General features: G+C 49.9%; 22 protein-coding genes. 14 read left to right on the forward strand and 8 right to left on the reverse strand.

Translation table 11 applies throughout. The annotated features are described in order from the left end of the window. Positions 1–209: 209 nt before the first annotated feature. Genes trpA through CFF01_RS07960 form a run of 6 tightly spaced genes read right to left on the reverse strand, consistent with a single transcriptional unit; the run spans position 210 to position 6946 of the window. Positions 210–1013 carry a tryptophan synthase subunit alpha gene (gene trpA / locus CFF01_RS07935; RefSeq protein ID WP_033539206.1) on the reverse strand — a complete coding sequence of 268 codons (804 nt, stop codon included), beginning with the start codon at positions 1011–1013 and terminating at the stop codon, positions 210–212. Then, complete coding sequence (trpB, locus tag CFF01_RS07940) at positions 1006–2223, reverse strand: tryptophan synthase subunit beta (protein ID WP_088905906.1); 1218 nt, start codon at positions 2221–2223, stop codon at positions 1006–1008. Before trpB ends, trpA begins: the two co-directional genes overlap by 8 nt. A gap of 54 nt (positions 2224–2277) precedes the next feature. Continuing rightward, positions 2278–3747 carry a bifunctional indole-3-glycerol-phosphate synthase TrpC/phosphoribosylanthranilate isomerase TrpF gene (gene trpCF, locus CFF01_RS07945; RefSeq protein WP_088904435.1) on the reverse strand — a complete coding sequence of 490 codons (1470 nt, stop codon included), beginning with the start codon at positions 3745–3747 and terminating at the stop codon, positions 2278–2280. Further along, positions 3748–4785: an anthranilate phosphoribosyltransferase gene (trpD, locus tag CFF01_RS07950; RefSeq protein WP_088904436.1), complete on the reverse strand. Its 1038-nt coding sequence runs from the start codon at positions 4783–4785 to the stop codon at positions 3748–3750. After that, positions 4785–5396 carry an aminodeoxychorismate/anthranilate synthase component II gene (locus CFF01_RS07955; protein WP_088904437.1) on the reverse strand — a complete coding sequence of 204 codons (612 nt, stop codon included), beginning with the start codon at positions 5394–5396 and terminating at the stop codon, positions 4785–4787. The genes trpD and CFF01_RS07955 overlap by 1 nt, the downstream gene beginning before the upstream one ends. Further along, positions 5393–6946: an anthranilate synthase component 1 gene (locus CFF01_RS07960; RefSeq protein WP_088904438.1), complete on the reverse strand. Its 1554-nt coding sequence runs from the start codon at positions 6944–6946 to the stop codon at positions 5393–5395. Before CFF01_RS07960 ends, CFF01_RS07955 begins: the two co-directional genes overlap by 4 nt. 435 nt (positions 6947–7381) lie before the next feature. On the opposite strand from CFF01_RS07960, the gene rnm reads away from it, so the two are divergent. From rnm to CFF01_RS08005, 9 genes are all read left to right on the forward strand, one after another. Continuing rightward, positions 7382–8242: an RNase RNM gene (gene rnm / locus CFF01_RS07965; protein ID WP_088904439.1), complete on the forward strand. Its 861-nt coding sequence runs from the start codon at positions 7382–7384 to the stop codon at positions 8240–8242. Continuing rightward, positions 8239–8859, forward strand: a complete 621-nt coding sequence (locus tag CFF01_RS07970; protein WP_033539212.1) for an L-threonylcarbamoyladenylate synthase — start codon at positions 8239–8241, stop codon at positions 8857–8859. Before rnm ends, CFF01_RS07970 begins: the two co-directional genes overlap by 4 nt. A 156-nt stretch (positions 8860–9015) precedes the next feature. Next, on the forward strand, positions 9016–9804 hold the full coding sequence (locus CFF01_RS07975) for a segregation and condensation protein A (protein WP_088904440.1): 789 nt from the start codon (positions 9016–9018) through the stop codon (positions 9802–9804). 15 nt (positions 9805–9819) lie between these two features. Then, on the forward strand, positions 9820–10431 hold the full coding sequence (gene scpB / locus CFF01_RS07980; protein WP_033539276.1) for an SMC-Scp complex subunit ScpB: 612 nt from the start codon (positions 9820–9822) through the stop codon (positions 10429–10431). Further along, the gene (rluB, locus tag CFF01_RS07985; protein WP_088904441.1) at positions 10424–11290 is read left to right on the forward strand and encodes a 23S rRNA pseudouridine(2605) synthase RluB; all 867 of its coding nucleotides are present in this window, start codon (positions 10424–10426) and stop codon (positions 11288–11290) included. Before scpB ends, rluB begins: the two co-directional genes overlap by 8 nt. Before the next feature lie 132 nt (positions 11291–11422). After that, complete coding sequence (locus CFF01_RS07990) at positions 11423–12019, forward strand: hypothetical protein (RefSeq protein ID WP_198387141.1); 597 nt, start codon at positions 11423–11425, stop codon at positions 12017–12019. A gap of 61 nt (positions 12020–12080) precedes the next feature. Beyond that, positions 12081–13255, forward strand: a protein-coding gene (locus tag CFF01_RS07995) for an IS3 family transposase (RefSeq protein ID WP_088903906.1) whose coding sequence is annotated in 2 segments (ribosomal slippage) — positions 12081–12339 and positions 12339–13255 — 1176 coding nt in all. Because the reading frame shifts where the segments join, the coding sequence is not laid out codon by codon here. A 30-nt stretch (positions 13256–13285) separates the two neighbouring features. Next, the gene (locus CFF01_RS08000; protein WP_198387142.1) at positions 13286–13603 is read left to right on the forward strand and encodes a hypothetical protein; all 318 of its coding nucleotides are present in this window, start codon (positions 13286–13288) and stop codon (positions 13601–13603) included. Between the two features lie 666 nt (positions 13604–14269). Beyond that, entirely contained in the window at positions 14270–16888 is a 2619-nt protein-coding gene (locus tag CFF01_RS08005) for a TonB-dependent receptor (protein ID WP_088904442.1), read from the forward strand. 116 nt (positions 16889–17004) lie between these two features. On the opposite strand, the gene CFF01_RS08010 is transcribed toward CFF01_RS08005, so the two are convergent. Together CFF01_RS08010 and dusC are read right to left on the reverse strand one after the other, a co-directional pair. After that, positions 17005–17361 (reverse strand): TraR/DksA family transcriptional regulator, encoded by a 357-nt coding sequence (locus CFF01_RS08010; protein ID WP_033539217.1) that lies wholly within the window; start codon positions 17359–17361, stop codon positions 17005–17007. Between the two features lie 174 nt (positions 17362–17535). After that, positions 17536–18465, reverse strand: a complete 930-nt coding sequence (gene dusC / locus CFF01_RS08015; RefSeq protein WP_033539218.1) for a tRNA dihydrouridine(16) synthase DusC — start codon at positions 18463–18465, stop codon at positions 17536–17538. A gap of 324 nt (positions 18466–18789) precedes the next feature. On the opposite strand from dusC, the gene CFF01_RS08020 reads away from it, so the two are divergent. The 5 genes from CFF01_RS08020 to apt all read left to right on the forward strand — a co-directional run bounded on the left by CFF01_RS08020 (position 18790) and on the right by apt (position 22308). Beyond that, positions 18790–19263, forward strand: a complete 474-nt coding sequence (locus tag CFF01_RS08020; protein WP_088904443.1) for an HvfA family oxazolone/thioamide-modified RiPP metallophore — start codon at positions 18790–18792, stop codon at positions 19261–19263. A 106-nt stretch (positions 19264–19369) separates the two neighbouring features. Continuing rightward, entirely contained in the window at positions 19370–20206 is an 837-nt protein-coding gene (locus tag CFF01_RS08025; RefSeq protein WP_088904444.1) for an HvfB family MNIO-type RiPP peptide maturase, read from the forward strand. Next, entirely contained in the window at positions 20207–20950 is a 744-nt protein-coding gene (locus CFF01_RS08030) for an HvfC family RiPP maturation protein (RefSeq protein WP_088904445.1), read from the forward strand. It abuts the gene before it with no gap. A 287-nt stretch (positions 20951–21237) separates the two neighbouring features. Beyond that, positions 21238–21606: a YbaN family protein gene (locus CFF01_RS08040; protein WP_033539222.1), complete on the forward strand. Its 369-nt coding sequence runs from the start codon at positions 21238–21240 to the stop codon at positions 21604–21606. A 147-nt stretch (positions 21607–21753) separates the two neighbouring features. After that, on the forward strand, positions 21754–22308 hold the full coding sequence (gene apt, locus CFF01_RS08045; protein WP_033539223.1) for an adenine phosphoribosyltransferase: 555 nt from the start codon (positions 21754–21756) through the stop codon (positions 22306–22308). Positions 22309–22518 lie beyond the last annotated feature (210 nt).

Genomic DNA, 22518 nt, shown 5'->3' on the forward strand with positions numbered 1-22518 from the left:
CAACCCCCAGTTAAGTAAACCCAAGTTAAGAAAACCTTGGGTAAGCGATACGGGTTAATCAACAGGTACGCGACTCAAGAATAAAAGGATCAGTTAAGAGGAAAGGTTGAATAAAAAATCCCCGCAGCAGGCAGGGATTTTTAGGTGGTCTTGGAGAGCGCTTGGTTGTTAGTCTTTGGCGCTCGCTTTAAGCTTCAGGCGCTGGGGACTTAGGTTGCCGCTTTCATCTCGCGGGTGAACTTGGCTAAGGCGGCGAGCAGCGCAGGCTCATCATCTTGATGGGTCTCGATAATTTTCACCACAGCAGAGCCTGAGATGGCACCAAAGGCACCCGATGCGATGGCCGCCTTAACTTGTGCCGGCTCGGCAATGCCAAAGCCCAGCAGTGGCGGAGGCGCATCGAAGGTCTTAAGCTGCGCGAGAATATCGTCAAGGGGCATGCCCGCCTTTGATTCAGTGCCAGTCACGCCTGCACGGGATAGCAGATAGGTGTAGCCTTCGCCAGCCTCTGAAACTTGGCGCAGTGTCTCAGCATCGCCATTAGGCGGCGCGATAAAGATCGGCGCGATGTGGTGGGCTTTGGCGGCGCTGATAAAGGGCGTAGCTTCTTCTACCGGCACATCGGCGATAAGCACAGAATCGACCCCGGCGGCCTTGGCCTTGGCGTAGAAGTTATCGACACCGTTGGCGAAAACTAGGTTGGCGTACAGCAGCAGACCTATGGGTAACTCTGGGTACTGACTGCGCACCGCTTTGATAATGTCAAAACAGTCGCTTGGCGTGGTGCCTGCTGCCAGAGATCTTAAGTTGGCACCTTGGATCACCGGGCCGTCGGCAAGCGGATCGGAGAAGGGAAAGCCCAACTCGAGGGCGTCTGCACCGTTGTCGACTAAGGTGTTAATGATCTTGAGTGACAGCTCTTTATTGGGATCGCCTATGGTCACGAAAGGCACAAAGGCGCCACGATTATTCTGCTTTAGCGCGGCAAAGGCTGCCTGATAACGGTTACTCATTGCCGCTCTCCTTATCTGTGGCTGCTTGATTGTCTTTTTGCTCTAAAATATCGGCGACGGTAAAGATATCTTTGTCACCGCGACCAGACAGGTTAACCACTAGCAGGGTTTCTTCAGTGGCGGTCTCGGCTAGCTTAATGGCATAGGCCAGGGCATGAGCCGATTCCAGCGCCGGGATGATCCCTTCACTGCGAGCCAGCAGCTGGAAGGCCTCGAGTGCCTCGTCATCTGTGGCCGACTCATAGGTGGCGCGCCCGATGGCAGCCAGATGGGCGTGCTGTGGTCCCACTGATGGGAAATCCAGGCCTGCCGAGATAGAGTAAGACTCTTCAATCTGGCCCTCTCTATCTTGCATTAGAGGCGCCTTCATGCCGAAGAAGATCCCTGTCTTACCGTGTTTAAGCGGCGCGCCATGCTTCGGGGTGTCTATGCCTAAGCCCGCTGGCTCGACACCGATCAATTTGACTGAGGGTTCATTGATAAAGTCGGCGAACATGCCGATGGCGTTTGATCCGCCGCCGACACAGGCGATCACCGCGTCGGGTAGGCGGCCCTCACGTTCGAGGATCTGCGCCTTAGTCTCTTCGCCTATCATGCGCTGAAATTCGCGCACTATGGTGGGGAAGGGATGTGGTCCGGCCGCGGTGCCCAATAGGTAATGGGCCTTGTCATAGCTACCGGACCAGTCGCGCATCGCCTCGTTGCAGGCATCTTTTAAGGTGGCAGAGCCAGAGGTGACAGGGATCACCTCGGCGCCCATTAGACGCATACGAAACACATTGGGTGATTGACGCTCAACATCTTTGGCGCCCATGTAAACCTTACATTTTAGACCCAAAAGGGCACAGGCCAGCGCCGTAGCAACCCCGTGCTGACCCGCGCCAGTTTCGGCGATGATCTCTTTTTTACCCATACGCTTGGCTAACAGGGCTTGGCCCAATACCTGGTTGGTCTTGTGGGCGCCGCCATGGAGCAGATCTTCACGTTTTAGGTAGATCTTCACCAGTGGGTTAGGGCTGAGATTACGGGTTAGAGTTAGGGCGGTTGGGCGACCGGCATAGTTTTTCAGCAGATCGCTGAATTCCGCCTTGAAGCTCTCATCGTTTTGAGCGTCGACGAAGGCGCTTTCCAGCTGCTTAAGGGCTGGCATCAGGATCTGGGGGACAAACATGCCGCCATATTCACCAAAATAGGGGGCCAACTTAGTCATCATTTGTGTCTCTCGTTGCTTGGCGGCGCTGAGTGGGCGCCGCAAAATTAAAATCTAGTATTGTCGTAAGGCGGCAAAGGTGCGGGCGATCAACTCATGATCTTTAATACCTGGCGCCGACTCGAGGCCTGAGTTGAAATCCAGCCCGAAGAAGCCCTGTTTGGCAGCGTCGAAGGCGTTATCTGCACTCAGACCGCCGGCTAACATGGCACCTGCCTTATTGGGCAACTGCTGCTGCCAGTTAAAGGATTGCCCTGTACCGCCAAACTGTACGCCGTTTGTCGCGCTTGTTTTGCTGTCGTAAAGCAGGCGATCGGCGTTGGCCGGAATGGTTAATGCTTGTGAGTCACCACTGTCGACATTAACACCGGCATCGACATTGACGGCAACCGCTTTCCAAATTTGGGTTTGGCTTCCTTGTGCGTCTAGGGCAAGTCTGAGTTGGTCGATATCGTATTCGCTCTCACTGCCATGAAGCTGCACCGCAAACAGCTCAAGGCGTTTTGCAAGTGCGGCGATGGTGGCGATATCTTCATTGACGAACACACCAACAAAATGCAGTGCTTTACCGCTGCTTCGCTGCTGCTCGACCATCTCTTGCGCCTGCTCGGGCGTCACACAGCGAGGTGACTTGCTGGCGAAGATCAGGCCGCCATAGAGGGCGCCAGCATTGGCGACGGCGTTTACGTCTTCGACGCGGGTCAGACCGCAGACTTTATTGTGGCCAAGGGTGAGTGCGCGGCAGGCAAGGTCCAGATCGGCCTCTGCCATCAGCGAGCTGCCTACCAAGAAGCCATCCACCAGAGGACTCAATCTTCTGACCTGCTGCTGGTTGTAGATGCCAGATTCGCTGACGACTACTCGGTCTGCCGGGATATGTGGCGCGAGCGCCTCAGTGGTCGCCAGATCTGTGGTGAGATCTCTCAGGTTGCGATTGTTAATCCCTATGATGGCGGCATCCAAGGCGATGGCGCGTTTAAGCTCCTCTTCATTACTGACCTCGGTCAGCACATCCAACTGGTACTGGGCAGCCATAGTGGCGAGCGTTTTATACTGCTCATCGTCCAACACAGAGAGCATCAGCAAGATGGCATCAGCCCCCTGATGGGCCGCTAGCTTGACCTGATAGGGATCGACGAAAAAGTCTTTACACAAGATGGGCTGAGTGACCCGGGCGCGAACCTTAGGTAGATAGTCCATGTCGCCTTGAAAAAATTGCTCATCGGTCAGCACTGAGATAGCCGCAGCATAATGCTTATAAACATCGGCGATGGCTTCAACGTCGAAGTCTTTACGAATCAAACCCTTAGATGGGCTGGCTTTCTTACACTCGAAGATGAAACCGGCGTTAGGGGCTTTAAGCGCCGCAAACAGGCTGCGATCTGACAGCTTAGGTTGCAGTGAGTCTTCAGGAAATCTGAGTTTTAGGGCGGCAATGTGCTTTGCCTTGGTATCGACGATTCGCGTCAGCACATTGCTGGCGGCCTGTGGGGTGTCGTTCGAACTATTCACGCTGGCTCCCATTTAGTTGTTCCCCTGACTCGCGCTAGCGAGCTGTTCAAGTAGGCTGTAGGCCTTGCCATGTTTTAGGATTTCAAGTGCCAAAGCGACGCCTTGCGCCAGTGTATCGCTCAGGCCGGCCACATAGAGGGCGCAGCCTGCGTTGGCGGCAACCGCTTCAGTGTGCGCTAATTTTCCATTGCCTTGCAATATGGCGCGGGTAATTTCGGCATTTTCTTGAGGATCGCCGCCGCATAAGGCCTCGATGCTGGTTCGATGCAGCCCGAGCTGCTCAGGTGTCAGGCGATATTCGCGGATGGTGCCCTGTTGTAATTCACATACTAAGGTGTCGCCGTGAATGGCGACCTCATCCAGGCCACTGCCATGAACCACCATGGCGCGTTTGACATCCAGCGCCTTGAGCACGTCGCAAATTGGACGTACCAGCTTTTCATCATAGACGCCCAGTAGCATGTAGTCGGGCCGTGCCGGATTGATCAGTGGGCCTAAGACGTTAAACAGGGTGCGGGTTTTTAATGCCTGACGAACGGGCACCGCGTGGCGCACGCCGCCATGGTAGTGAGGCGCAAACAAAAAGCAGAGCCCGAGGTCGTCGAGACAGTCACGCGCTATCTCAGGTGCCATGGTCAGATCGATACCAAACTGCGCCAGCAGATCCGATGACCCTGACTTGCTCGATACGCTGCGATTGCCGTGTTTGGCGACCTTAGCCCCCGCGGCCGCTGCAACAAAGGCTGAGGTGGTTGAGATATTGATGGTGTTGTGACCATCACCGCCAGTGCCAACGATATCGACAACGCCCTGGGCGCGCGTGGTATCACTTGGTGTGGGGAATGGTTTGGCGGCCTGGAGCAGGGCATCGGCGGCGCCGGATATTTCATCTATGGTCTCGCCGCGCATCTTCATGGCGACCAGCATGCCGGCCATAGTTACAGGATCCATCTCACCCTGCACTATGTCGCCAAATAGGACTTTGGTGTCTTCGCGGCTGATGGCGTGGCCCTGGTACAGTCTGTCTAAAATGGGCTGTCGTTCATTCATTACTCTACTCCTTGGCCGTCAGCGTGTTGGGTTTCTTGGGTCAGATAGGTCAATGTTTGCGTAAGCAGTTGGCTACCTAAGGTGGTTAAAATCGACTCTGGGTGAAATTGAAAGCCCACGGCTTTTATCTGCTTGTGAGAGATGGCCATCGGCATCTCCTCTGTGGTGGCGATCACCTCTAGACATTCGGGTACCTCGGTGGCGACTAGGCTGTGGTAGCGTGCGACCGGCAGCGGAGAAGGCAGCCCTTGAAACAGTCCTTGCCCATTGTGGCTGGTTGGACTGGCTTTGCCATGCACTACCTGTTTGGCTCGCTCGACCTTGCCACCGAAATGTTCGACCATCGCCTGATGTCCTAGGCAGATCCCTAGCATGGGCACCTTACCCGCCAAGAGGCCGATAAGTGGCATTAAGCAACCGGCTTCATGGGGGGCGCCAGGGCCGGGGGATAGTACCAGGGCGGCCTTACCTTGTTCTTGCAGCAGTTTGTCGGCAATAAATTGGGCATCGAGATCGTTGCGGTAGATCACCACCTCAAAGCCTAAGCTGCGGAACTGGTCTACCAGGTTGTAGGTAAAAGAGTCGAAATTATCCAGTAGGTAGAGCTTCATAGTCCGCCTCCCATCTTAATGGCTGAAATAACGGCTTGGGCTTTTTGGCGGGTTTCATCGGCTTCGGCCTGGGGATCTGAGTCATAGACTACGCCAGCACCGGCCTGAATATGGGCTATGCCCTCTTTGACAAAGGCTGAGCGGATGACGATGCAGGTGTCCATATCACCCAGGCCATTGAGATAGCCGACCGCGCCGCCGTAGCTGCCGCGGCGTGTTTTTTCGGCGGTGCGGATAAGCTGCGCCGCGCTGACTTTGGGAGCACCCGTTAAGGTGCCCATATTCATACAAGCCTGATAGGCGTGCAGGGCGTCGAGGTCGGATCTAAGCTGCCCCGTTACCCGGCTGACCAGATGCATCACGTGGGAGTAACGGTCGACCTTGAGAAGTTCGGCTACCTTGCGCGTACCACTTTGACTGATGCGTGCCACGTCGTTGCGGGCTAGATCCACTAACATCAGGTGCTCTGACAGCTCTTTCTTATCCAGACGCAGTTCAAGTTCGATGCGGCTATCGAGATCGAAATCTATCTCGCCTGTGGCCGTCTTACCGCGTTTGCGGGTGCCAGCGATAGGATAGATCTCTACCTGATTAGTGCTTGCCTCATATTTGAGTGCACTCTCTGGCGAGGCGCCAAACAAGGTAAAGTCATAACCGCGAAAATAGAACATATAGGGGCTAGGGTTGGTTTGCCTTAGTGCGCGATAGGCGCCTAGCGTGCTGGGGCAGGGAAGGCTGAAACTGCGTGAAGGCACGACCTGAAAAATGTCTCCGGCGACGATATGCTCTTTCAGATCTGTCACTATCGTCTTGAAGGTATCATCTGAGATGTTGACCTCGGCTTCATGGAGCACAGGCTTTAAGGGGGCCACGGGCGAAAGTGTCTGGCAGCTTTGACTCAGTTGTCGTAGGCGCTCGGCGAGCATGGCTTGAGTGCTGGCTTGCTGAGTGAAGTCATGGGTGATGATATCGGCGCTGCGCTGCTGATGGTCAACCAAGATAAGGGTTTCGGCTAGATAAAAGAGGTAATCGGGGCAGCTGTTGGCACTGGGGGCGACTTGGGGCAGTGGCTCTATGGTATCGATAAGGTCGAAGGCTAATACGCCACCGAGAAACAGGGTTTCAAAATCGGTCTGCTTCCCGGTATCAATATGGTTAAGCAGGCTGCGTAACCCATCTAGCGGCGAAGTTGACTTAAGTCTGGCATCTTCATCTAACTGCCCGGCATCTTTTTGCAGGCGAAGGGTCAGATGATCACCCTTGAGTTGGCTATTGGCGACGTTAAAGAAGTTGGCGATGGGGGCAAGCAAAGCTCGACCATTGTCGCTCAATGCGCTGAAGGTCAGCTGGTATCCTTCACAACGAATCGCCAAGGCGGCGTGGGTCATGATGATACTTTTTAGGTGATCCTTACTGTCTATTTCTGCCGACTCCAGCAACATGGTATGTGCTGCGTCTTGCGTCAATTGCTGATAGAGGTTGAGGGGATCATCATGATAGGTGATCCGCTCCTTTATCGTGTTGACGCTGGCCAGAATCTCTTGCCCCATATTTGCGCTCCTACTGCCGGTAGTGGACTAACTTCGTTTAGTTATTGAGTTAGTGCTTGTTAAATCTATTAATAAAATTAGGTGATTAAATGCAAAAAGCCCGCATCGAGTGCGGGCTTTTTGTTTGAATCTTGTCTCTTTTACATGAGCACAGATATTCACACCACCCGCTATGTTGGGAAGTGCCACCACCAGTTAATGATGTTGAATAGCTGATTAGTCATTGAATGTTTGTCTCACGTAAAAGTTGAATCTTTGTCTTGGCTATATAAAAACATCCCATCTGTTGCCTTGTCAATTGAATATTTCTCTATTTGTGCCCTATTAACCTGGTTTTGATCTTAAGCTGTACAGATTGACAAGGATATTTAACGATTCTCATCCAATTTCATCCAATTAGATGTTTCTAATAACAAAGTCGAGTAGAATAAAGGGATGACAAATGAAACGCGTTTAATCGATCTTCACAGCCACACTACGGCTTCCGATGGCCAGTTAACCCCCTCCGAATTAGTGGCCAGAGCCCTAAGTAATGGGGTGCAGATGCTGGCGATTACCGATCACGATACCTTAGCCGGTTTAAAAGAGGCACACGAGTTCAACCAGAGCCAAGATGTGCCGTTGACCCTGATTAATGGATGTGAAGTGTCTACCCGTTGGAACAACTTTGATATTCATATCGTTGCGCTCAATATCGACACCGAGCATCAGGGATTCAATGATTTTCTTATTGAGCAGCGGGCGCTGCGAGAGACGAGGGCTGAGGAGATAGGTACGCGTCTGGCTAAGGCTGGCATTGACGGTGCCTATGAAGGCGCTAAGGCAATAGCCGACGGCGCCGCGCTGAGTCGTGGCCACTATGCTCGTTGGTTAGCCGACAACGGGTACGCCACCAATGCCGCCGCCGTGTTTAAGAAGTATTTGGCGCGGGGCAAGACTGGCTATGTGCCTAACAATTGGTCTGATATGGCAACGGCCATTGAACTCATTCACCAATGCGGTGGTATTGCGGTACTTGCCCACCCCAGTGGTTACAAGCTATCGGCAAAATGGTTGAAACGCTTGGTACGGGAGTTCAAGGAGGCTGGCGGCGATGCCATGGAGGTGGTGCTGGGTCAGCAAACCTTGGACGATCGTAATAATTTAATAGCCTTGAGTCGGCTCAATGGTCTGTATGCCTCGCTGGGAAGTGATTTCCACTTTCCAGGTAGTTGGCTAGAGCTGGGCAAAAATATGTTCCAACCCCAAGGAGTCGATTGGGTTTGGCAAATGGATAATTGGATGGAAACCCCATGAGTCAGTTTTTTTATGTACATGAGGAAAACCCTCAAACCCGCCTGATTAATCAGGCGGTCAATGTGATCAAGCAAGGTGGTGTCGTGGTTTATCCCACAGACTCGGGTTATGCCCTGGGCTGCCTGCTTGGTGAAAAGGACGCGATGACCCGCATAGTGCGCATCCGTCAAATTGAGAATGATCATAACTTCTCTTTGATGGTACGTGACCAGTCGGAATTGGCGACCTATGCCAGGGTCGATAATCAGGCTTATCGCGTGCTGAAGCACAATACACCAGGGCCTTATACCTTTATCTTCAAGGCGACCAAAGAGGTGCCTAAGCGCCTGCAAAACCCTAAGAAGAAGACCATAGGTATTCGCGTACCTGACAATGTGATTGCACTGGCGCTGCTTGAAGCACTCGATGCCCCGCTGATGTCTACCAGTTTGATTTTACCTGGCGCTGAGTTTGCGGAGTCAGATCCCGAACATATTCGTGACATCTTAGAGCACCAGGTTGATGTGATCATTCATGGCGGATACCTTGGCGAGAAACCTACTACGGTAATCGATCTCTCCGAGGGCGATATCGAGATCTTACGTGAAGGCGCTGGTGACGTGAGTCAGTTTGGTTAAAGCCCTGTCTATTGGCAGATTTAGCAGGTATAATCGCGCGTTTGGTGTCGTTTAGCACACTATTTTTAGCGCTAAGATTCAAGCCCTAAGATTCAAGGATTCATGCCCTAAGGTCTGAGTCATAACGCTTTTGGGGCTTGGTAATTGGGAGAGCGGATGCAGGGGACTCAACAAAGTTTACCTTTAGCCGTGGTCAGAGGCGAACCGGTTAAGCAACTACCGGCGGATCTTTTTATTCCTCCCGAGGCGCTAGAGGTGTTCCTTGAGTCGTTTGAAGGACCGCTTGATCTCTTACTCTATCTAATCCGCAAACAGAAATTGGATGTGGTAGAGCTGGCGATTTCGCCAGTAACGGATCAATATCTTGAATATATTGAGCTGTTACAGGGGGCGAGGGTAGAGCTGGCTGCCGACTATCTGGTGATGGCGGCGACCTTAGCCGAGATCAAGTCTAGGCTGCTACTGCCTAAGCCAGAGTTAGCGCAAGAGGAAGAGGACGACCCGCGGGCGCAGCTGATCAGGCAACTGAGAGCCTATGAGGTGATTAAAGATGCCCAGCAAAGGCTCGATGCCTTACCTAGGTTAGAGCGTGATGTGTTTCAGGCTAAAGTGCAACCGGCGCCAGATATTAAACCTGTGTTGCTGCCGCCATCTGTGTCGCTTGTAGAGTTAGCTGGCGCCTTTGCCGCCGTATTAAAGCGTGTGGAAGCGACTGAGCATCACCATGTCAGGCGTGAACACCTGTCGACACGGGAACGCATGACACAAATTTTGGCTATGCTAGAAGGCAAGTCTTATGTGCCTTTCGAGCAGCTGTTTGATGTTTCCGAAGGGCGAGCGGGCGTGGTCGTAAGCTTTCTTGCACTGATGGAGCTGGTAAAGGAGCTATTGGTCGACCTTATTCAGGCGCAGCCACTGTCGACCATACATGTTAGGGCCTATTGATTGTCGAGTAAGAAACTGCAAATAAACCCTGATCAACTTAAGCAATTGATCGAAGCTAGCTTGTTTGTGATGGCGAAAACTGTCTCTATCAAGCAGTTAAACGAGAGTGTGCTGGCAAATTTTAGCGTTTCCCGCGCTAAAGTGAAGGCCGCTATCGAGGAGTTGCAGCAGGACTATCAAGGGCGCGGTATCGAGTTAGTCAAGGTTGCCGGGGGATATCGTTTTCAGTCTATCGAAACCCTGAGCCCCTACTTACAGCCCTTGTGGCAAGAGAAGGCGCCGCGTTATTCACGAGCGACCTTGGAAACCCTGGCGGTGATCGCTTATCGCCAGCCGGTGACCCGTGCAGACATAGAGTTTGTGCGCGGTGTGGCAGTAGGAAGCCACATTATCAAGAGTTTATCCGATAGACATTGGATTAAGATTGTTGGTCATAAAGAGGTGCCGGGCAGGCCCGGGCTCTATGCGACCACAAATGAATTTTTAGCCTATTTTGGCTTGGACACGATAGCGGACCTTCCTCCCTTATCCGATGCCGAGTCATTAGCGGCGCTGTTTGGTCAGAGTCAGGCGATTCCTGATTCTGCTTCGGCGCCTAAAACCGATGAAGAGTCTACTAATGAGTGAAAAATTGCAGAAAGTCTTGGCCCGTGCAGGCCATGGCTCCCGTCGTGAGATGGAGGCATGGATTGCTGCAGGTCGAGTTAGTATAGACGGTGAAATTGCCAAGCTTGGCGATCGTATCGAGGCCGATGCCAAGGTGCGTATCGACGGCCGTGCGGTATCGATTAAGTCTGAGGATGATTTGGTTTGCCGTGTGATCGCCTACCATAAGCCCGAAGGGGAGATCTGTAGTCGTAAAGATCCAGAAGGGCGTCCAACAGTGTTCGATCGCTTACCTAAGACCCGTGATTCGCGCTGGGTGGCGGTTGGTCGATTGGATATCAACACCTCAGGCTTGTTGCTGTTCACCTCTGATGGTGAGCTGGCGAACCGTTTGATGCACCCTTCCCATGAGGTTGAGCGTGAATATGCGGTGCGTACCTTTGGTGAGGTGACCGACGCCTGTATTCAGCGTTTACGTACCGGCGTGACCTTAGAAGATGGCCCAGCCCATTTTGATAAGGTGAAGCCTGCCGGCGGCGAGGGCATGAACAAGTGGTGGCATGTGTCGCTAGCCGAGGGGCGTAATCGTGAGGTTCGCCGCTTGTGGGAATCCCAGGAAGTGCAGGTGAGTCGTCTTATTCGTATTCGCTACGGCATGATCGATCTGCCTAAGTCACTGCCTCGTGGCGGTTGGGTAGAGCTGCCAATTGAGCAGGTGAACTATCTGCGTAAATTGGCTGGTCTAGAAGAAGAAACCCGTACTTTGCTAGGTACCGACAAGCACAGTGTGGCCCGTGCCAAGGTGAAGAGCGCTAAGATCCGCCGCGCCGTTCGTAAGCACAAGACCACGGCGGGCAAAACGCCCCGTCAGCGTAGCTAAAACACTATTTAGTTCTAAAAGCCGCCTTGTGCGGCTTTTTTTATGCTTTGTTCTTGGTGTTGTTAGGCCACAAGCTTGAGTCATCTGTCACAGTCAGCCATGATGAAGCTTATTACCTAAAGGGAGAGCAAGATGAAATTAAGCTCAGTCACCAAGATATGGGATAAGTCGGCTCACAATGCCTTTACCGATCTTGTGCTCTATCGCGATAAGCTCTATTGCGTATTCAGGGAAGCCAGTGCCCACGTTTCGCCTGATGGCGCATTACGTATTCTCTGTTCTGAGGATGGTGGGACACAATGGCACAGTGTGGCGCTCATTCAATTAGATTTTGCCGATCTCAGGGATGGTAAATTACTCGCTGCGCCGGACGGCCTATATCTGTTTAGTGGCGCAGCGCTCCATCCAGAGCAAGGTTCAGGTATGCGCTCATATTGTTGGCAATCACTCGACGGCGTAGATTGGTCTGCACCTACCATGGTGGCTAAAGAGAAAGAATGGTTATGGCGGGTAACCTCTCATGAGGGAAAATTTTATGGCATTTGCTACTATCCCCACGAACATGATGGTTATGTAGCCTTGTACACGAGCCAAGGCGATACCGAGTTTCGTCCTCTCGTGCCTCGTTTGAACCAAGCTGGCTATGTGAATGAGTCTGGATTGGTTTTTGATGACCAAAACAGAGCAATTTGCCTGCTGAGACGAGACCCATTCTGTGTAGTGGCATAGTGAATTTGGCCACCTGAATAGACGAAGTGATAGACTAACTTCTGGAAAAAAGGTGGTAGAAATGAAGAACACAAGACCGACATTCAGTGCAGAGTTCAAATTAGAAGCTGCGCAGCTGGTAACGAAACAGGGATACAGCATAGCTGAGGCTGCAAGCGCGATGGGCGTGAGTAATTCAGCCATGCGTAAATGGGTAAACCAGCTTCGACAAGAGCAGCAAGGCATATCCCCCAAAGGCGCACCGCTCACCCCCGAACAACAGCGGATCCGTGAGCTGGAGAAGAAAATCCGCCGCATTGAAGAAGAGAACACCATTTTGAAAAAGGCTACGGCTCTCTTGATGTCAGACTCACTGAACAGTTCTCGTTAGTCGAGAAACTCAAGAAGAGCCATAGCGTAAAACGGATTTGTTCAGTATTTGGTATTCACCGCAGCAGTTACAAGTATTGGCGAGGCAGACCTACCACCATTGACTCGCAGCGGGTAAAACTGCACAGCTTGGTGCGGGAGGCTTATGAAGCCAGCAATGGGTCAGCGGGTGCCAGAACCCTGGCTGATATGGTGACGACTGCTGGCGTTAGGTTGACGCGCTATCGTGCCACAGGACTGATGAAGAAGCTGGGGCTAGTGAGCTGCCAGGTGCCGCAACATCGCTACAAAAAGGCAGACAAGGAGCATGTCGCCATCCCTAACCTCCTTGACCGCCAGTTTGCAGTGACGGCTCCCAATCAAGTGTGGTGTGGCGATGTGACCTATGTGTGGACAGGCAAACGATGGGCTTACCTTGCCGTTGTTCTGGACTTGTTTGCACGGAAACCGGTGGGGTGGGCGATGTCATTTTCGCCCGATAGTGCGCTAACAAGCAAGGCACTAACCATGGCCTTTGAGGCGCGAGGAAGGCCGAAAGACCTAATGTTCCATAGTGACCAAGGAAGCCACTATACCAGCCGCCGCTTCCGCCAACAGCTCTGGCGTTATCAGATTAAGCAGAGCATGAGTCGACGAGGAAACTGCTGGGACAACAGCCCGATGGAGCGCTTCTTTAGAAGCTTAAAAACAGAATGGATACCGATGACAGGCTATCGGGATATCGGTGAGGCTAAGAGTGAGATTTCGCGATATGTGACGGGGTATTACAGTCAGCTGAGACCACATCAATATAACGGTGGGCTGACACCCAATGAGTCAGAGCGAAGATACTGGCTTGAATACAAAACCGTGGCCAATTTTAGTTGACCACTACAATGGCAGACCGATGAGCGGGCTTTGCTGGGTATCTCGTATCCTCCCTATACTCAATGGCAGTGGCAAGTTACCAATTGCCGCATCGGTGGGCCGGTAAGCTTTATCTATCAGGGTCAGCATTATGCGGTCGTTCGGCTATACGATGGACGGGTACGTACTTCTGTAGTGAGTATTGATCTACAGACTGGACAGATCACTGAAAAGTTACTCTTGCCGTCTGGCGGAGACACGAGTTATGCCGGTATCGTCTTAGTACAGGAACAACTCTGGCTCAGTTATTATTCTTCCCACGAGGGAAAATGTGCCATCTATTTTGCTAAAGTAACTCTGGATAAGTAGCTCTGTAAAAATAGCTCTGGAAAAGTGACTCTGCAAAAGTAAAACTGGAAAACTAGCCGTAGAAATTAGCCCTGTAATAAACATAAATCTTTAGCCAAGTTAAACGAAACTTGGCCAAAGATTATTCACATGACCTTCTTGTTTTTCCCTTTTTTAATCGTTCATCAGTCTATTAATTCGTCTTTTTTTGGAATTTTTCTGGCTACTGAAAGACGATCTTTAATGCGTTTTGATAAATCAGGTTGTTAAAGATGTTATCGCTTACGACTTTGTTATTCATTGCATAGATTTACATTGTTGCATTTGTGTTTTGTTTTTATATTTAATTGATCTCTTGTTAATATTTAAAACGTTTAACAAACAGGCGTATTAACTTGTAACATGCATATCAGTTTGATGGTTTATATTTTTTTACATAGGTGTCATTTGTGAAAATTCCAATAAATACATGGATTTATATTTTAATTTTACTGGTTTTTGTTTGCGGTAAAACCTGTGTTTTGTATCAATTATTATCATTGTCGTTGTTTTAATGTTAATGCCGTTGACTTGTTTTATGTTTTTTCACAATATCTTTACCGAAGGACGTACTTCTTATTTTAAAAATAAAAAATGATTCGATAATTGGGATTTAATTTCTAAGTTTCATTATTGCGAGGGAAACATATGAACTCTTTGACCTTAACAGCAAAAGCGGTTCGCGTAGGCTTATTAGCCGCCGCGACATCGAGCATTGCTTTTACCGGCGTTACTATTGCTGAAGAGCAAAGCGATAAAGTTGAACGCATCGAAGTAACTGGCTCACGTATTAAAAGAACCGACATGGAAGGTTCTTCTCCAGTTACAACAATTAGCGCGGCAGATATTGAGAAAACTGGCGAAATGTCAGTTGCTGACGTATTGCGTCGTAGTAACCTAAACACTTTTGGTTCTTTCTCTGAGTCATCAGGAAGTACTTGGCAGAGTCAGGCTAATATCTCACTTCGTGGTGCTGGTGCCGACCGTACCCTAGTGTTGCTAAACGGTAAGCGTATGCCTGGTTCACCTACCATGGGTGGTACCGCAGTAAACCTGAATACTATTCCTACTGCAGCAATTGAGCGTATCGAAGTACTTACAGATGGTGCTTCTGCCGTTTACGGTTCAGACGCTGTTGCTGGTGTGGTAAACATCATCTTGAAAAAAGGTTTTGAAGGATTAGAAGTTTCTGCCACAGGCACGAATCCTTCACAGCAGGGTGGTGATGAATGGAAAGCTCATGTTGTTGGTGGTACTACGAGCGACAAAGGTAGTTTGACATTCTCATTTGAACACCAAAATCGTGAGATTATTTATCAACGTGATCGTTGGTTCTCAAGCTCTACTAACGTGTTAGCCGATAAGTATTCGGACACCACAGGTGTTTCTGCTTATGCACGTAACTTCCTGGATATGACCACATTCCAGTTTAAGCCTATGGCTGCTTGTGATAACGAAAAGATGGTTGGTGGCGGTCATGTTTATGACTATGGTGATGGTGACTTTATCTGTGGTTATGACTATACGTCTGAAGCTGCTGACCACGCTGCTCGTAAATATACAGCCGGTTATGTTACTGCTGACTATGAGATTTCTGATGAGATTCGCTTCGAAGGTCAAGGTCTCTTCAGCCGTAACGAAACCTTTGGTCGTTACGCGCCAGCTGCAGGTTGGTTCAACGTTGATGCTGGTCAGTTAGACGTTCAGAACTATGATGCAGATGGTAACTATATCGATACCACTAAGAATGAAAACGCGGGCCGTGTCTACTACCGTTTCACCGATGTGGGTACTCGTGACTCTACCACAATCGATTACAGCACTGACATTCAAGTCGGCCTAGTGGGTGAGCATGATCAATTTGGTTGGGATTTCACTTATCACTATAACCTAGCTGAAAACAGCAACTATGGTACTGGCTATGTTCACCGTCCAACGGTAGAAGCCTTAGTGAAGAGCGGTGAGTTTAACTTCGGTCCTGAAGGTAACAGCGCTGATGTTGTAGCCTCTATTTCGCACGACACGCTAGCTCAAGATATCATGGAGTTCCATAGCGTTAACGCTGGTGTTAACTTCGAAGCCTTAGAGTTATCAGGTGGACTGATTGGTTGGTACTTTGGTACTGAATTTATGCAGTACAAGTACAACTCAAAGGTTGATGCTGAGTCTGCTGCTGGTGAAGTGATTGGTTCTTCAGGAAATGGTTCAGGCGGCGAGCGTGATGTGTTCGCGGTATTTGGTGAGTCTATTTTGCCAGTTACCGATGATTTAGAGCTGAATCTTGCTTTCCGTTACGATGACTATTCTGACTTTGGTACAGCGACAACGCCTAAAGTTGCGTTACGTTACCAAGCATTAGATAACCTGGTTGTTCGTGCTTCTTGGGGCCAGGGTTTCAGAGCACCTGCACTATCGGATCTGTACGCGGCAGACTCATTCAGTGCTGATTACGCCACAGATTACCGTTACTGTGAACTGCAAGGCACTGCGCCATCAGATTGTCGTTCGACCCAGTATGACGTGACTCGTACTGCAAACGATGATCTTGGTGCTGAGACTTCAGATTTCTACAACGTAGGTCTTATCTGGAATATCACAGACAGCTTAAGTACTAAAGTTGAGTATTACAGCTTGTCAATTGACGATGTCATCACCTTCGTATCCTTGGATTCATTGCTAAGAGAAGAAGCTAAAGTGGGTTATGGTAATCTGTCTCGAGGTGAAATCATCCGTGCAGGTGATAGCCCAGACGGTAAGATCCTTGAGGCAACGACACCACTTGTGAATGGTAACGGTTTCGATACTTCAGGTATTGATTTCAACTTGACCTTAGCGCCAATGGAAACTGCAGTCGGTGATTTTGGTACAAGCTTCGACCTTACTTATGTACTGGCTTATGAAGATGAAGAGTACTTTGACGGTCCTGTGAACAACATGGTGGGTCGCAACGGTTTACCTGATTATCGTTTCACTTGGGTGATCGATTGGAGCTATGGCGATCATGGTGTATCACTGCTGACTCAGCATATTGCGGGTCAAGCTGAAACCACAGATCCTACTACATTCGAAGAGATTGGTAGCCTACCTTCTCAAACGACCTTTGACCTGAGCTATAACTATTCTGCGCCGTGGAATGGTAAGTTCGCAGTAGGTGTTCGTAACTTAACTGACGAAGATCCAGTACTGGATTCTAACTTAGCTTATGATTCTGCGCTGTATAACCTCTACGGTCGTACTTACACAGCATCTTACACTCAGAAGTTCTAATCGTTAATCATCTCTCCCTGTGACTTAACGACAAAAGCCTCCTGAATCAGGAGGCTTTTTTTATGTCTATGAAGTTAAAAAAAACCGAAGTTTGCGGCTGCTGATGAGTTAAGTGACTAGTGGGTCAGTCTTAGCTCGTGCCTGTGCTCGTGGGCGTAATCGGCGGCGCACTGGGTACAGCGCTGCTCGAGTGGATTCGCGTTGAGTCTATCGCTTTCGATATCTGCCTCACAGTCGGCGCATAGACCGTACAGGCCAAGATCCAGCTGGCACAAGGCCGCATCGAGTTGGGTAAGTTTGATAAATAACGGTTCATCGGCCAATTTGGACGCCGTCATCTCATCGATTAGCGCGGTCAGCGAAAGATGCTGGGTGTCGACTGTTATTTGATGTAATGCCAGCAGTGCACCTAACTCTTTCCTGAGACTCGCTTCAAGCATCGACAGTTCATGTCTGATATGGGATCTGCTCACAAATCATTGCCTAGTTGATATTCTTAGTAATCAGTCTAAACCGCTTGGGCGTCTTGGCTATGACTGAGATCAAAAGTCAGTGATATTTATGCTGATTCCGATCCGGCACTTAAATGATCAGACCAGTCTCTATGCAATTTATGACAGCAATTGGCTCAGCGTTATGCTAGGTGACTAAGCCTGCTTGAGTAACGACAGTATACTGGCGGTGTCTTTAAGCACCCTAAGTTCACGAAATAGGGTTTCGCCCTCTGGGTAATGGCGGGCAATAAACCTAAGCCATTGCTTGATACGAGCGGGATAATATTTCTCTTTCTCGCTGACGATTTCAAAATCCGAGTATTGCAACAGCAGGGTTTTAACCTCTGACCAGGCCATGGGGGCTTGATTGCCTTTTACCACATGGGCCAAGTTGGGCACGGTGAGGGCACCACGTCCCAGCATTACATCATCACAGCCACTGGCGCTTTGACAGTTGAGGTAATCTTCCCGTCCCCAGATCTCGCCATTGGCGATGATAGGGAGCTTAGTTGCCGCTTTGATCTGGGCGATATACTCCCAGTGGGCAGGAGGCCGGTAAGCTTCCTCTTTAGTGCGGGCATGCACCGTGAGCTCTGTGGCGCCGGCGGCTTCGATGGCCTGGGCAATCTCTGTGCAGCGGCTCTTATCGGCCCAACCAAGGCGGATCTTGGCTGAAACCGGCTTATCACTGGGTACTGCTTGTCTGACGGCTTGGGTGACACGGTAGATGGTTTCAGGCTCCTTCAGCAGGGCGGCGCCGCCTTTACTGCGATTAACCATAGGTGCCGGGCAGCCATAGTTAAGATCGACGCCGCGAGAGCCAAGCTCGACGGCGCGAACTGCATTCTCTGCCATCCAGTTGGGTTCTTGTCCAAGTAGTTGCAATCTGACCGGGGTGCCTGAGGCCGTTTGGCATTGATTTTTCAACTCGGCGCAGAGTCGGTAAAAGACCTTCTCGGGTAGCAATTGATCGACGACCCGGATAAATTCGCTGATCACCATATCATAGCCGCCAACGCTGGTTAGCAGGGCTCGCATAGGCGCGTCGGCAACGCCTTCCATTGGGGCTAGTATGACACGCATGGTTATCGGCTTCTCATCAAAAAGGGGCTAGTGCCCGTGGGTTAGGGCGGTAGGAAAGTCCAGGCCCCAAGTAAAAGGGCGCTTATTCTACGTCATGGCCTGACGAGTTACAAAATTTGTGTATGAGCGCCACTCTATAAGCCCCTGATCACGCGATGATCACTTTCTAGATGCTTGCGCTATCATATATTTTGAGTCATAAATGTGATGCCTGATAAGTTTTTTGAAATAAAAGTTCAAGGTGACGGGTCATATTATCCGAGCCAGCAGCAGATAGGTGTTGGCAAACCATTGCATATAAATAGATCAACAAAGGAAGAGATTATGAAATTAGTTAAGAATACTGCTGTTGCTGTAGCGTTAGGAACGGTTTTCGTTGGCAGCGCCTTTGCAGCGCAGGCTCAGGCTAATCCGTTTGGCTATAGTGAAATGCAAGCTGGTTACCAGATCGTCGACGGTGAAGGTAAATGCGGTGAAGGCAAGTGTGGCGAGAACATGAAGAAGAGCGCTAAAGAGGGTAAATGTGGTGCTCAGAAAAAGGCGATGAAAGAGGGCAAATGTGGCGAAGGTAAGTGTGGTGAAGGCAAATGCGGCGAAGCCATGAAGAAAGGCGCCAAAGAAGGTAAATGTGGTGAAGGTAAGTGTGGCGCGCAGATGAAAGCCCAAAAAGAGGGTAAGTGTGGCGAAGAGATGAAAGCCAGAGAAGGTAAGTGTGGCGAGAACATGAAGGCTGCTGAAGGCAAGCGTGATGAAGCCATGAAGAAGGCCAAAGAAGGCAAATGTGGTGGTAACAAGTAATAGGTCTTGAGGCTATTATCACCAAATCAGATTAGGCCAGTGCAGACTGGCCTAATTAGTTTATCCCCCCGGGAAACGTGCGAATTTAATCACTAGAGGTGAAGTGATGATGACACAAGCTAAAGTAGGTCTTGGCCTGCGCCGCGAGATGCTAACTGAGTTTTGCCACAAGGTACCGAGTGAGATTGATTTTTTTGAGGTAGCGCCAGAAAACTGGATGACACTTGGGGGAAAGTTTGGCCGTCAGTTTAGGCAGCTAACCGAAAGGCACAATTTTTTCTGTCACGGGCTCTCTTTATCTATAGGCGGTCCTGAGCCGCTGGACATCAGTTTCGTCAAGCAAGTGAAGGCGTTTCTCGATCTTCACGGTATTGATATCTATTCGGAGCATTTAAGTTACTGTTCGGGTAAGGGTCACCTTTACGACTTGATGCCAATTCCTTTTACTTATGAGGCGGCCCTTCATGTGGCCAGGCGAGTTAAACAGGTCGAGGCGATCCTTGAGCGTCCCCTTATTCTTGAAAATGTCTCCTTTTATGCGGCGCCAGGCAGTGAGATGAGCGAGTGTGAGTTTGTTAATGCCGTGCTCGAAGAGGCCGACTGTAAGTTGCTGCTGGATGTGAATAACATCTATGTGAATTCGATTAACCATAGCTATGATGCCGAAGCTTTCTTAAAAGCCATGCCCACAGAGCGTATCGCTTATCTGCATATTGCCGGTCATTTCGATGAGGCGGAAGATCTGAAAGTGGATACCCATGGTAGTGAGGTGATCGATCCTGTGTGGCACCTATTGCAGCTCTGCTATCAGACTCATGGTGTGTTTCCGACTTTGCTTGAGCGAGATTTTAATATTCCTCCCATCTCTGAGTTGCTCGAAGAGATCAACAAGATACATGAGTATCAGACCGAGATTTTGCAGCCCAGCCATCGGAGTGCCTAGATGAGTTTTACCCGTATACAAGAGTCGTTTATCGACTATATCAAGCAGCCGACCTCATCTTTGCCACCCGGGACAGACGCGAGACGCATGGGGATCTATCGAGAGCTGTTTTTTAATAATATTAAAGGCTTTGTGACCAATGGTTTTCCCGTGCTGAGCTCCTTGTATGATGAGGAGGATTGGCGAGAGCTGGTGCAGCAGTTTTTTGTTCGTCATGATTGCCAGACACCGATTTTTATCGAGATAGCCCAGGAGTTTCTGCTGTTTCTACAAGATGAATATCAGCCGGGTGATCAAGATCCGCCATTTATGTTGGAGTTGGCCCATTATGAATGGCTGGAGCTGGTGGTCGCGACGGCGCCCGATGATTTAACCCGTCAAAGTCTCAGCGCTGAACAGCTGTCAACCTCGCCTCTGGGACTAAGTCTTTCTGCCAGAGTGGCTCAATATCATTTCGAGGTGCAGCGCATTAGCCCTGAGTATCAACCCACAGCGCCTAGCGAGCAGCCTAACTTTTTTTGCCTCTATCGTGATAAACAAGATGAGGTGAGTTTTCTGCAGCTTAATCCGTTGACGGCTCAGGTACTTGCTTATATCGATCAACAGGATGGGATAAAGTTTGATGCCTTGAGTGACTGGTTGTCACAGCTTTATGCTCAAATGCCAAAGGCACAGATCATCGAAGGTTGCAGTCAACTGCTTGTCGATATGGCGCAGCGGGGCATAGTGGTTGCTGCTAGGTAAATTTTGTGCAATTAGGGCTTTCTATCATACAGGCTTGTCACTATAATGGCCGCGAAAATTGATCTAGATCAATAAAAGTTGTCAATCATGAGTGAGGAAAGTATGAGTCAGCCGTTTAAAGACCCGTTTAATTTTGTTTATTTTCTTGGTTTCTTGCTGGTACTGATGTTGCCTACGCTGCCAGCCACCCTATCATGGTTGAAGCACCTGAACCTGCTATAGCCTAAAACGCTAACTCAGGTATACTAACCACTCATTTTTGAGTGGTTTTTTTATGCGAGGAATTAATGGTTATCAAACGGGGCTTTTACTTAATCGTCGGTCTTAGCAGCCTGTTACTCGGTCTGCTGGGTATCGCCGTTCCCCTGTTACCAACGGTTCCCTTTATCTTGTTGGCGGCCTTTTGTTTTGCCCGTTCCAGCGAACGTCTACATAATTGGTTGATGACCCATCCCTGGTTTGCCGATGCGCTGCAAAATTGGCATACAGAGCGCGCCATTCGCCGAGGGTTAAAACGTAAGGCCTATATTGCCACCTGTTTGAGTTTTAGTCTGAGTATATTTCTGGTGCCGCTGCTATGGGTAAAGGTGATGCTGCTGGCGATGTTGAGTGGCCTGTTACTTTACCTTCGTCAAATCCCTGAATTAGATGATTGATCCGGTTCGTGCTTGGTGAGTTTGGTTAAGCTTTGTGACATTCGCTGTTGCAACCCATACCAAAGGAGCTTAAGCTTTAGCCGAAAATTCTAGTCAAAACTGGCCTTATGGCCAGTTTGTCCTTTTATAAGGGCTTAATCGAAAAAGATGGTAGTAATGAATACAGACAAGTTAGCCTTGATCAAGCAGAGCATTAAGACAATTCCAGATTATCCGAAGCCAGGGATCATGTTTCGCGATGTGACCAGTTTAATGGAAAACCCTGAAGCCTATCAGGCGACAATTGCCCTGTTTGTTGAGCGATACAAGGATCTTGGCTTTACTAAGGTAGTGGGTACCGAAGCTCGAGGCTTCCTCTTTGGTGCGCCTTTGGCGTTAGAGCTTGGGGTTGGATTTGTGCCGGTACGTAAGCCGGGCAAGTTACCGCGCGAGACTATCTCTGAAAGCTATGAGCTTGAATATGGTCATGACATGCTCGAGATCCATATCGACGCGATTAAGCCGGGTGATAAGGTGCTGGTGGTCGATGATCTGCTGGCAACGGGTGGTACCATTGAGGCGACCGTTAAACTGATTCGTCAGTTAGGTGGCGAGGTAAACCATGCAGCGTTTGTGATCTCTTTGCCAGAACTTGGCGGTGAGCAGCGCTTAGCCGAGATGGATCTTGCCCTAATGACATTGTGCGAGTTTGAAGGCGAGTAACGCGCTTATCTTACCTTTGCCTAATAATGCCGTGGCTTAGCCGCGGCATTTTGCTATCTGGGCCACGCCTATGAGCCGCGCACAAACCAATTTTTGCCTTGGTATTAAATACCTGTGAAGATGGTAAACGATGACAAGGTTAGCCGATTTTTTAACGAAAATGACGGGTGAAAAGCCAGGATAGGTTAAAGATGCTGCAAGCTAGCATCA

The organism is Shewanella marisflavi (assembly GCF_002215585.1).
GTDB lineage: Bacteria > Pseudomonadota > Gammaproteobacteria > Enterobacterales > Shewanellaceae > Shewanella > Shewanella marisflavi.

Coding starts and splice junctions, on each gene's coding strand:
- CFF01_RS08025 (WP_088904444.1), top strand. CDS start 19,370: ATGATGACACAAGCTAAAGTAGGTCTTGGCCTGCGCCGCGAGATGCTA.
- apt (WP_033539223.1), top strand. CDS start 21,754: ATGGTAGTAATGAATACAGACAAGTTAGCCTTGATCAAGCAGAGCATT.
- CFF01_RS08020 (WP_088904443.1), top strand. CDS start 18,790: ATGAAATTAGTTAAGAATACTGCTGTTGCTGTAGCGTTAGGAACGGTT.
- CFF01_RS07990 (WP_198387141.1), top strand. CDS start 11,423: ATGAAATTAAGCTCAGTCACCAAGATATGGGATAAGTCGGCTCACAAT.
- CFF01_RS07960 (WP_088904438.1), bottom strand. CDS start 6,946: ATGGGGCAAGAGATTCTGGCCAGCGTCAACACGATAAAGGAGCGGATC.
- CFF01_RS07970 (WP_033539212.1), top strand. CDS start 8,239: ATGAGTCAGTTTTTTTATGTACATGAGGAAAACCCTCAAACCCGCCTG.
- trpB (WP_088905906.1), bottom strand. CDS start 2,223: ATGACTAAGTTGGCCCCCTATTTTGGTGAATATGGCGGCATGTTTGTC.
- CFF01_RS07955 (WP_088904437.1), bottom strand. CDS start 5,396: ATGAAGCTCTACCTACTGGATAATTTCGACTCTTTTACCTACAACCTG.
- trpD (WP_088904436.1), bottom strand. CDS start 4,785: ATGAATGAACGACAGCCCATTTTAGACAGACTGTACCAGGGCCACGCC.
- trpCF (WP_088904435.1), bottom strand. CDS start 3,747: ATGGGAGCCAGCGTGAATAGTTCGAACGACACCCCACAGGCCGCCAGC.
- rluB (WP_088904441.1), top strand. CDS start 10,424: ATGAGTGAAAAATTGCAGAAAGTCTTGGCCCGTGCAGGCCATGGCTCC.
- rnm (WP_088904439.1), top strand. CDS start 7,382: ATGACAAATGAAACGCGTTTAATCGATCTTCACAGCCACACTACGGCT.
- CFF01_RS08005 (WP_088904442.1), top strand. CDS start 14,270: ATGAACTCTTTGACCTTAACAGCAAAAGCGGTTCGCGTAGGCTTATTA.
- trpA (WP_033539206.1), bottom strand. CDS start 1,013: ATGAGTAACCGTTATCAGGCAGCCTTTGCCGCGCTAAAGCAGAATAAT.
- CFF01_RS08030 (WP_088904445.1), top strand. CDS start 20,207: ATGAGTTTTACCCGTATACAAGAGTCGTTTATCGACTATATCAAGCAG.
- CFF01_RS07975 (WP_088904440.1), top strand. CDS start 9,016: ATGCAGGGGACTCAACAAAGTTTACCTTTAGCCGTGGTCAGAGGCGAA.
- dusC (WP_033539218.1), bottom strand. CDS start 18,465: ATGCGTGTCATACTAGCCCCAATGGAAGGCGTTGCCGACGCGCCTATG.
- CFF01_RS08040 (WP_033539222.1), top strand. CDS start 21,238: ATGGTTATCAAACGGGGCTTTTACTTAATCGTCGGTCTTAGCAGCCTG.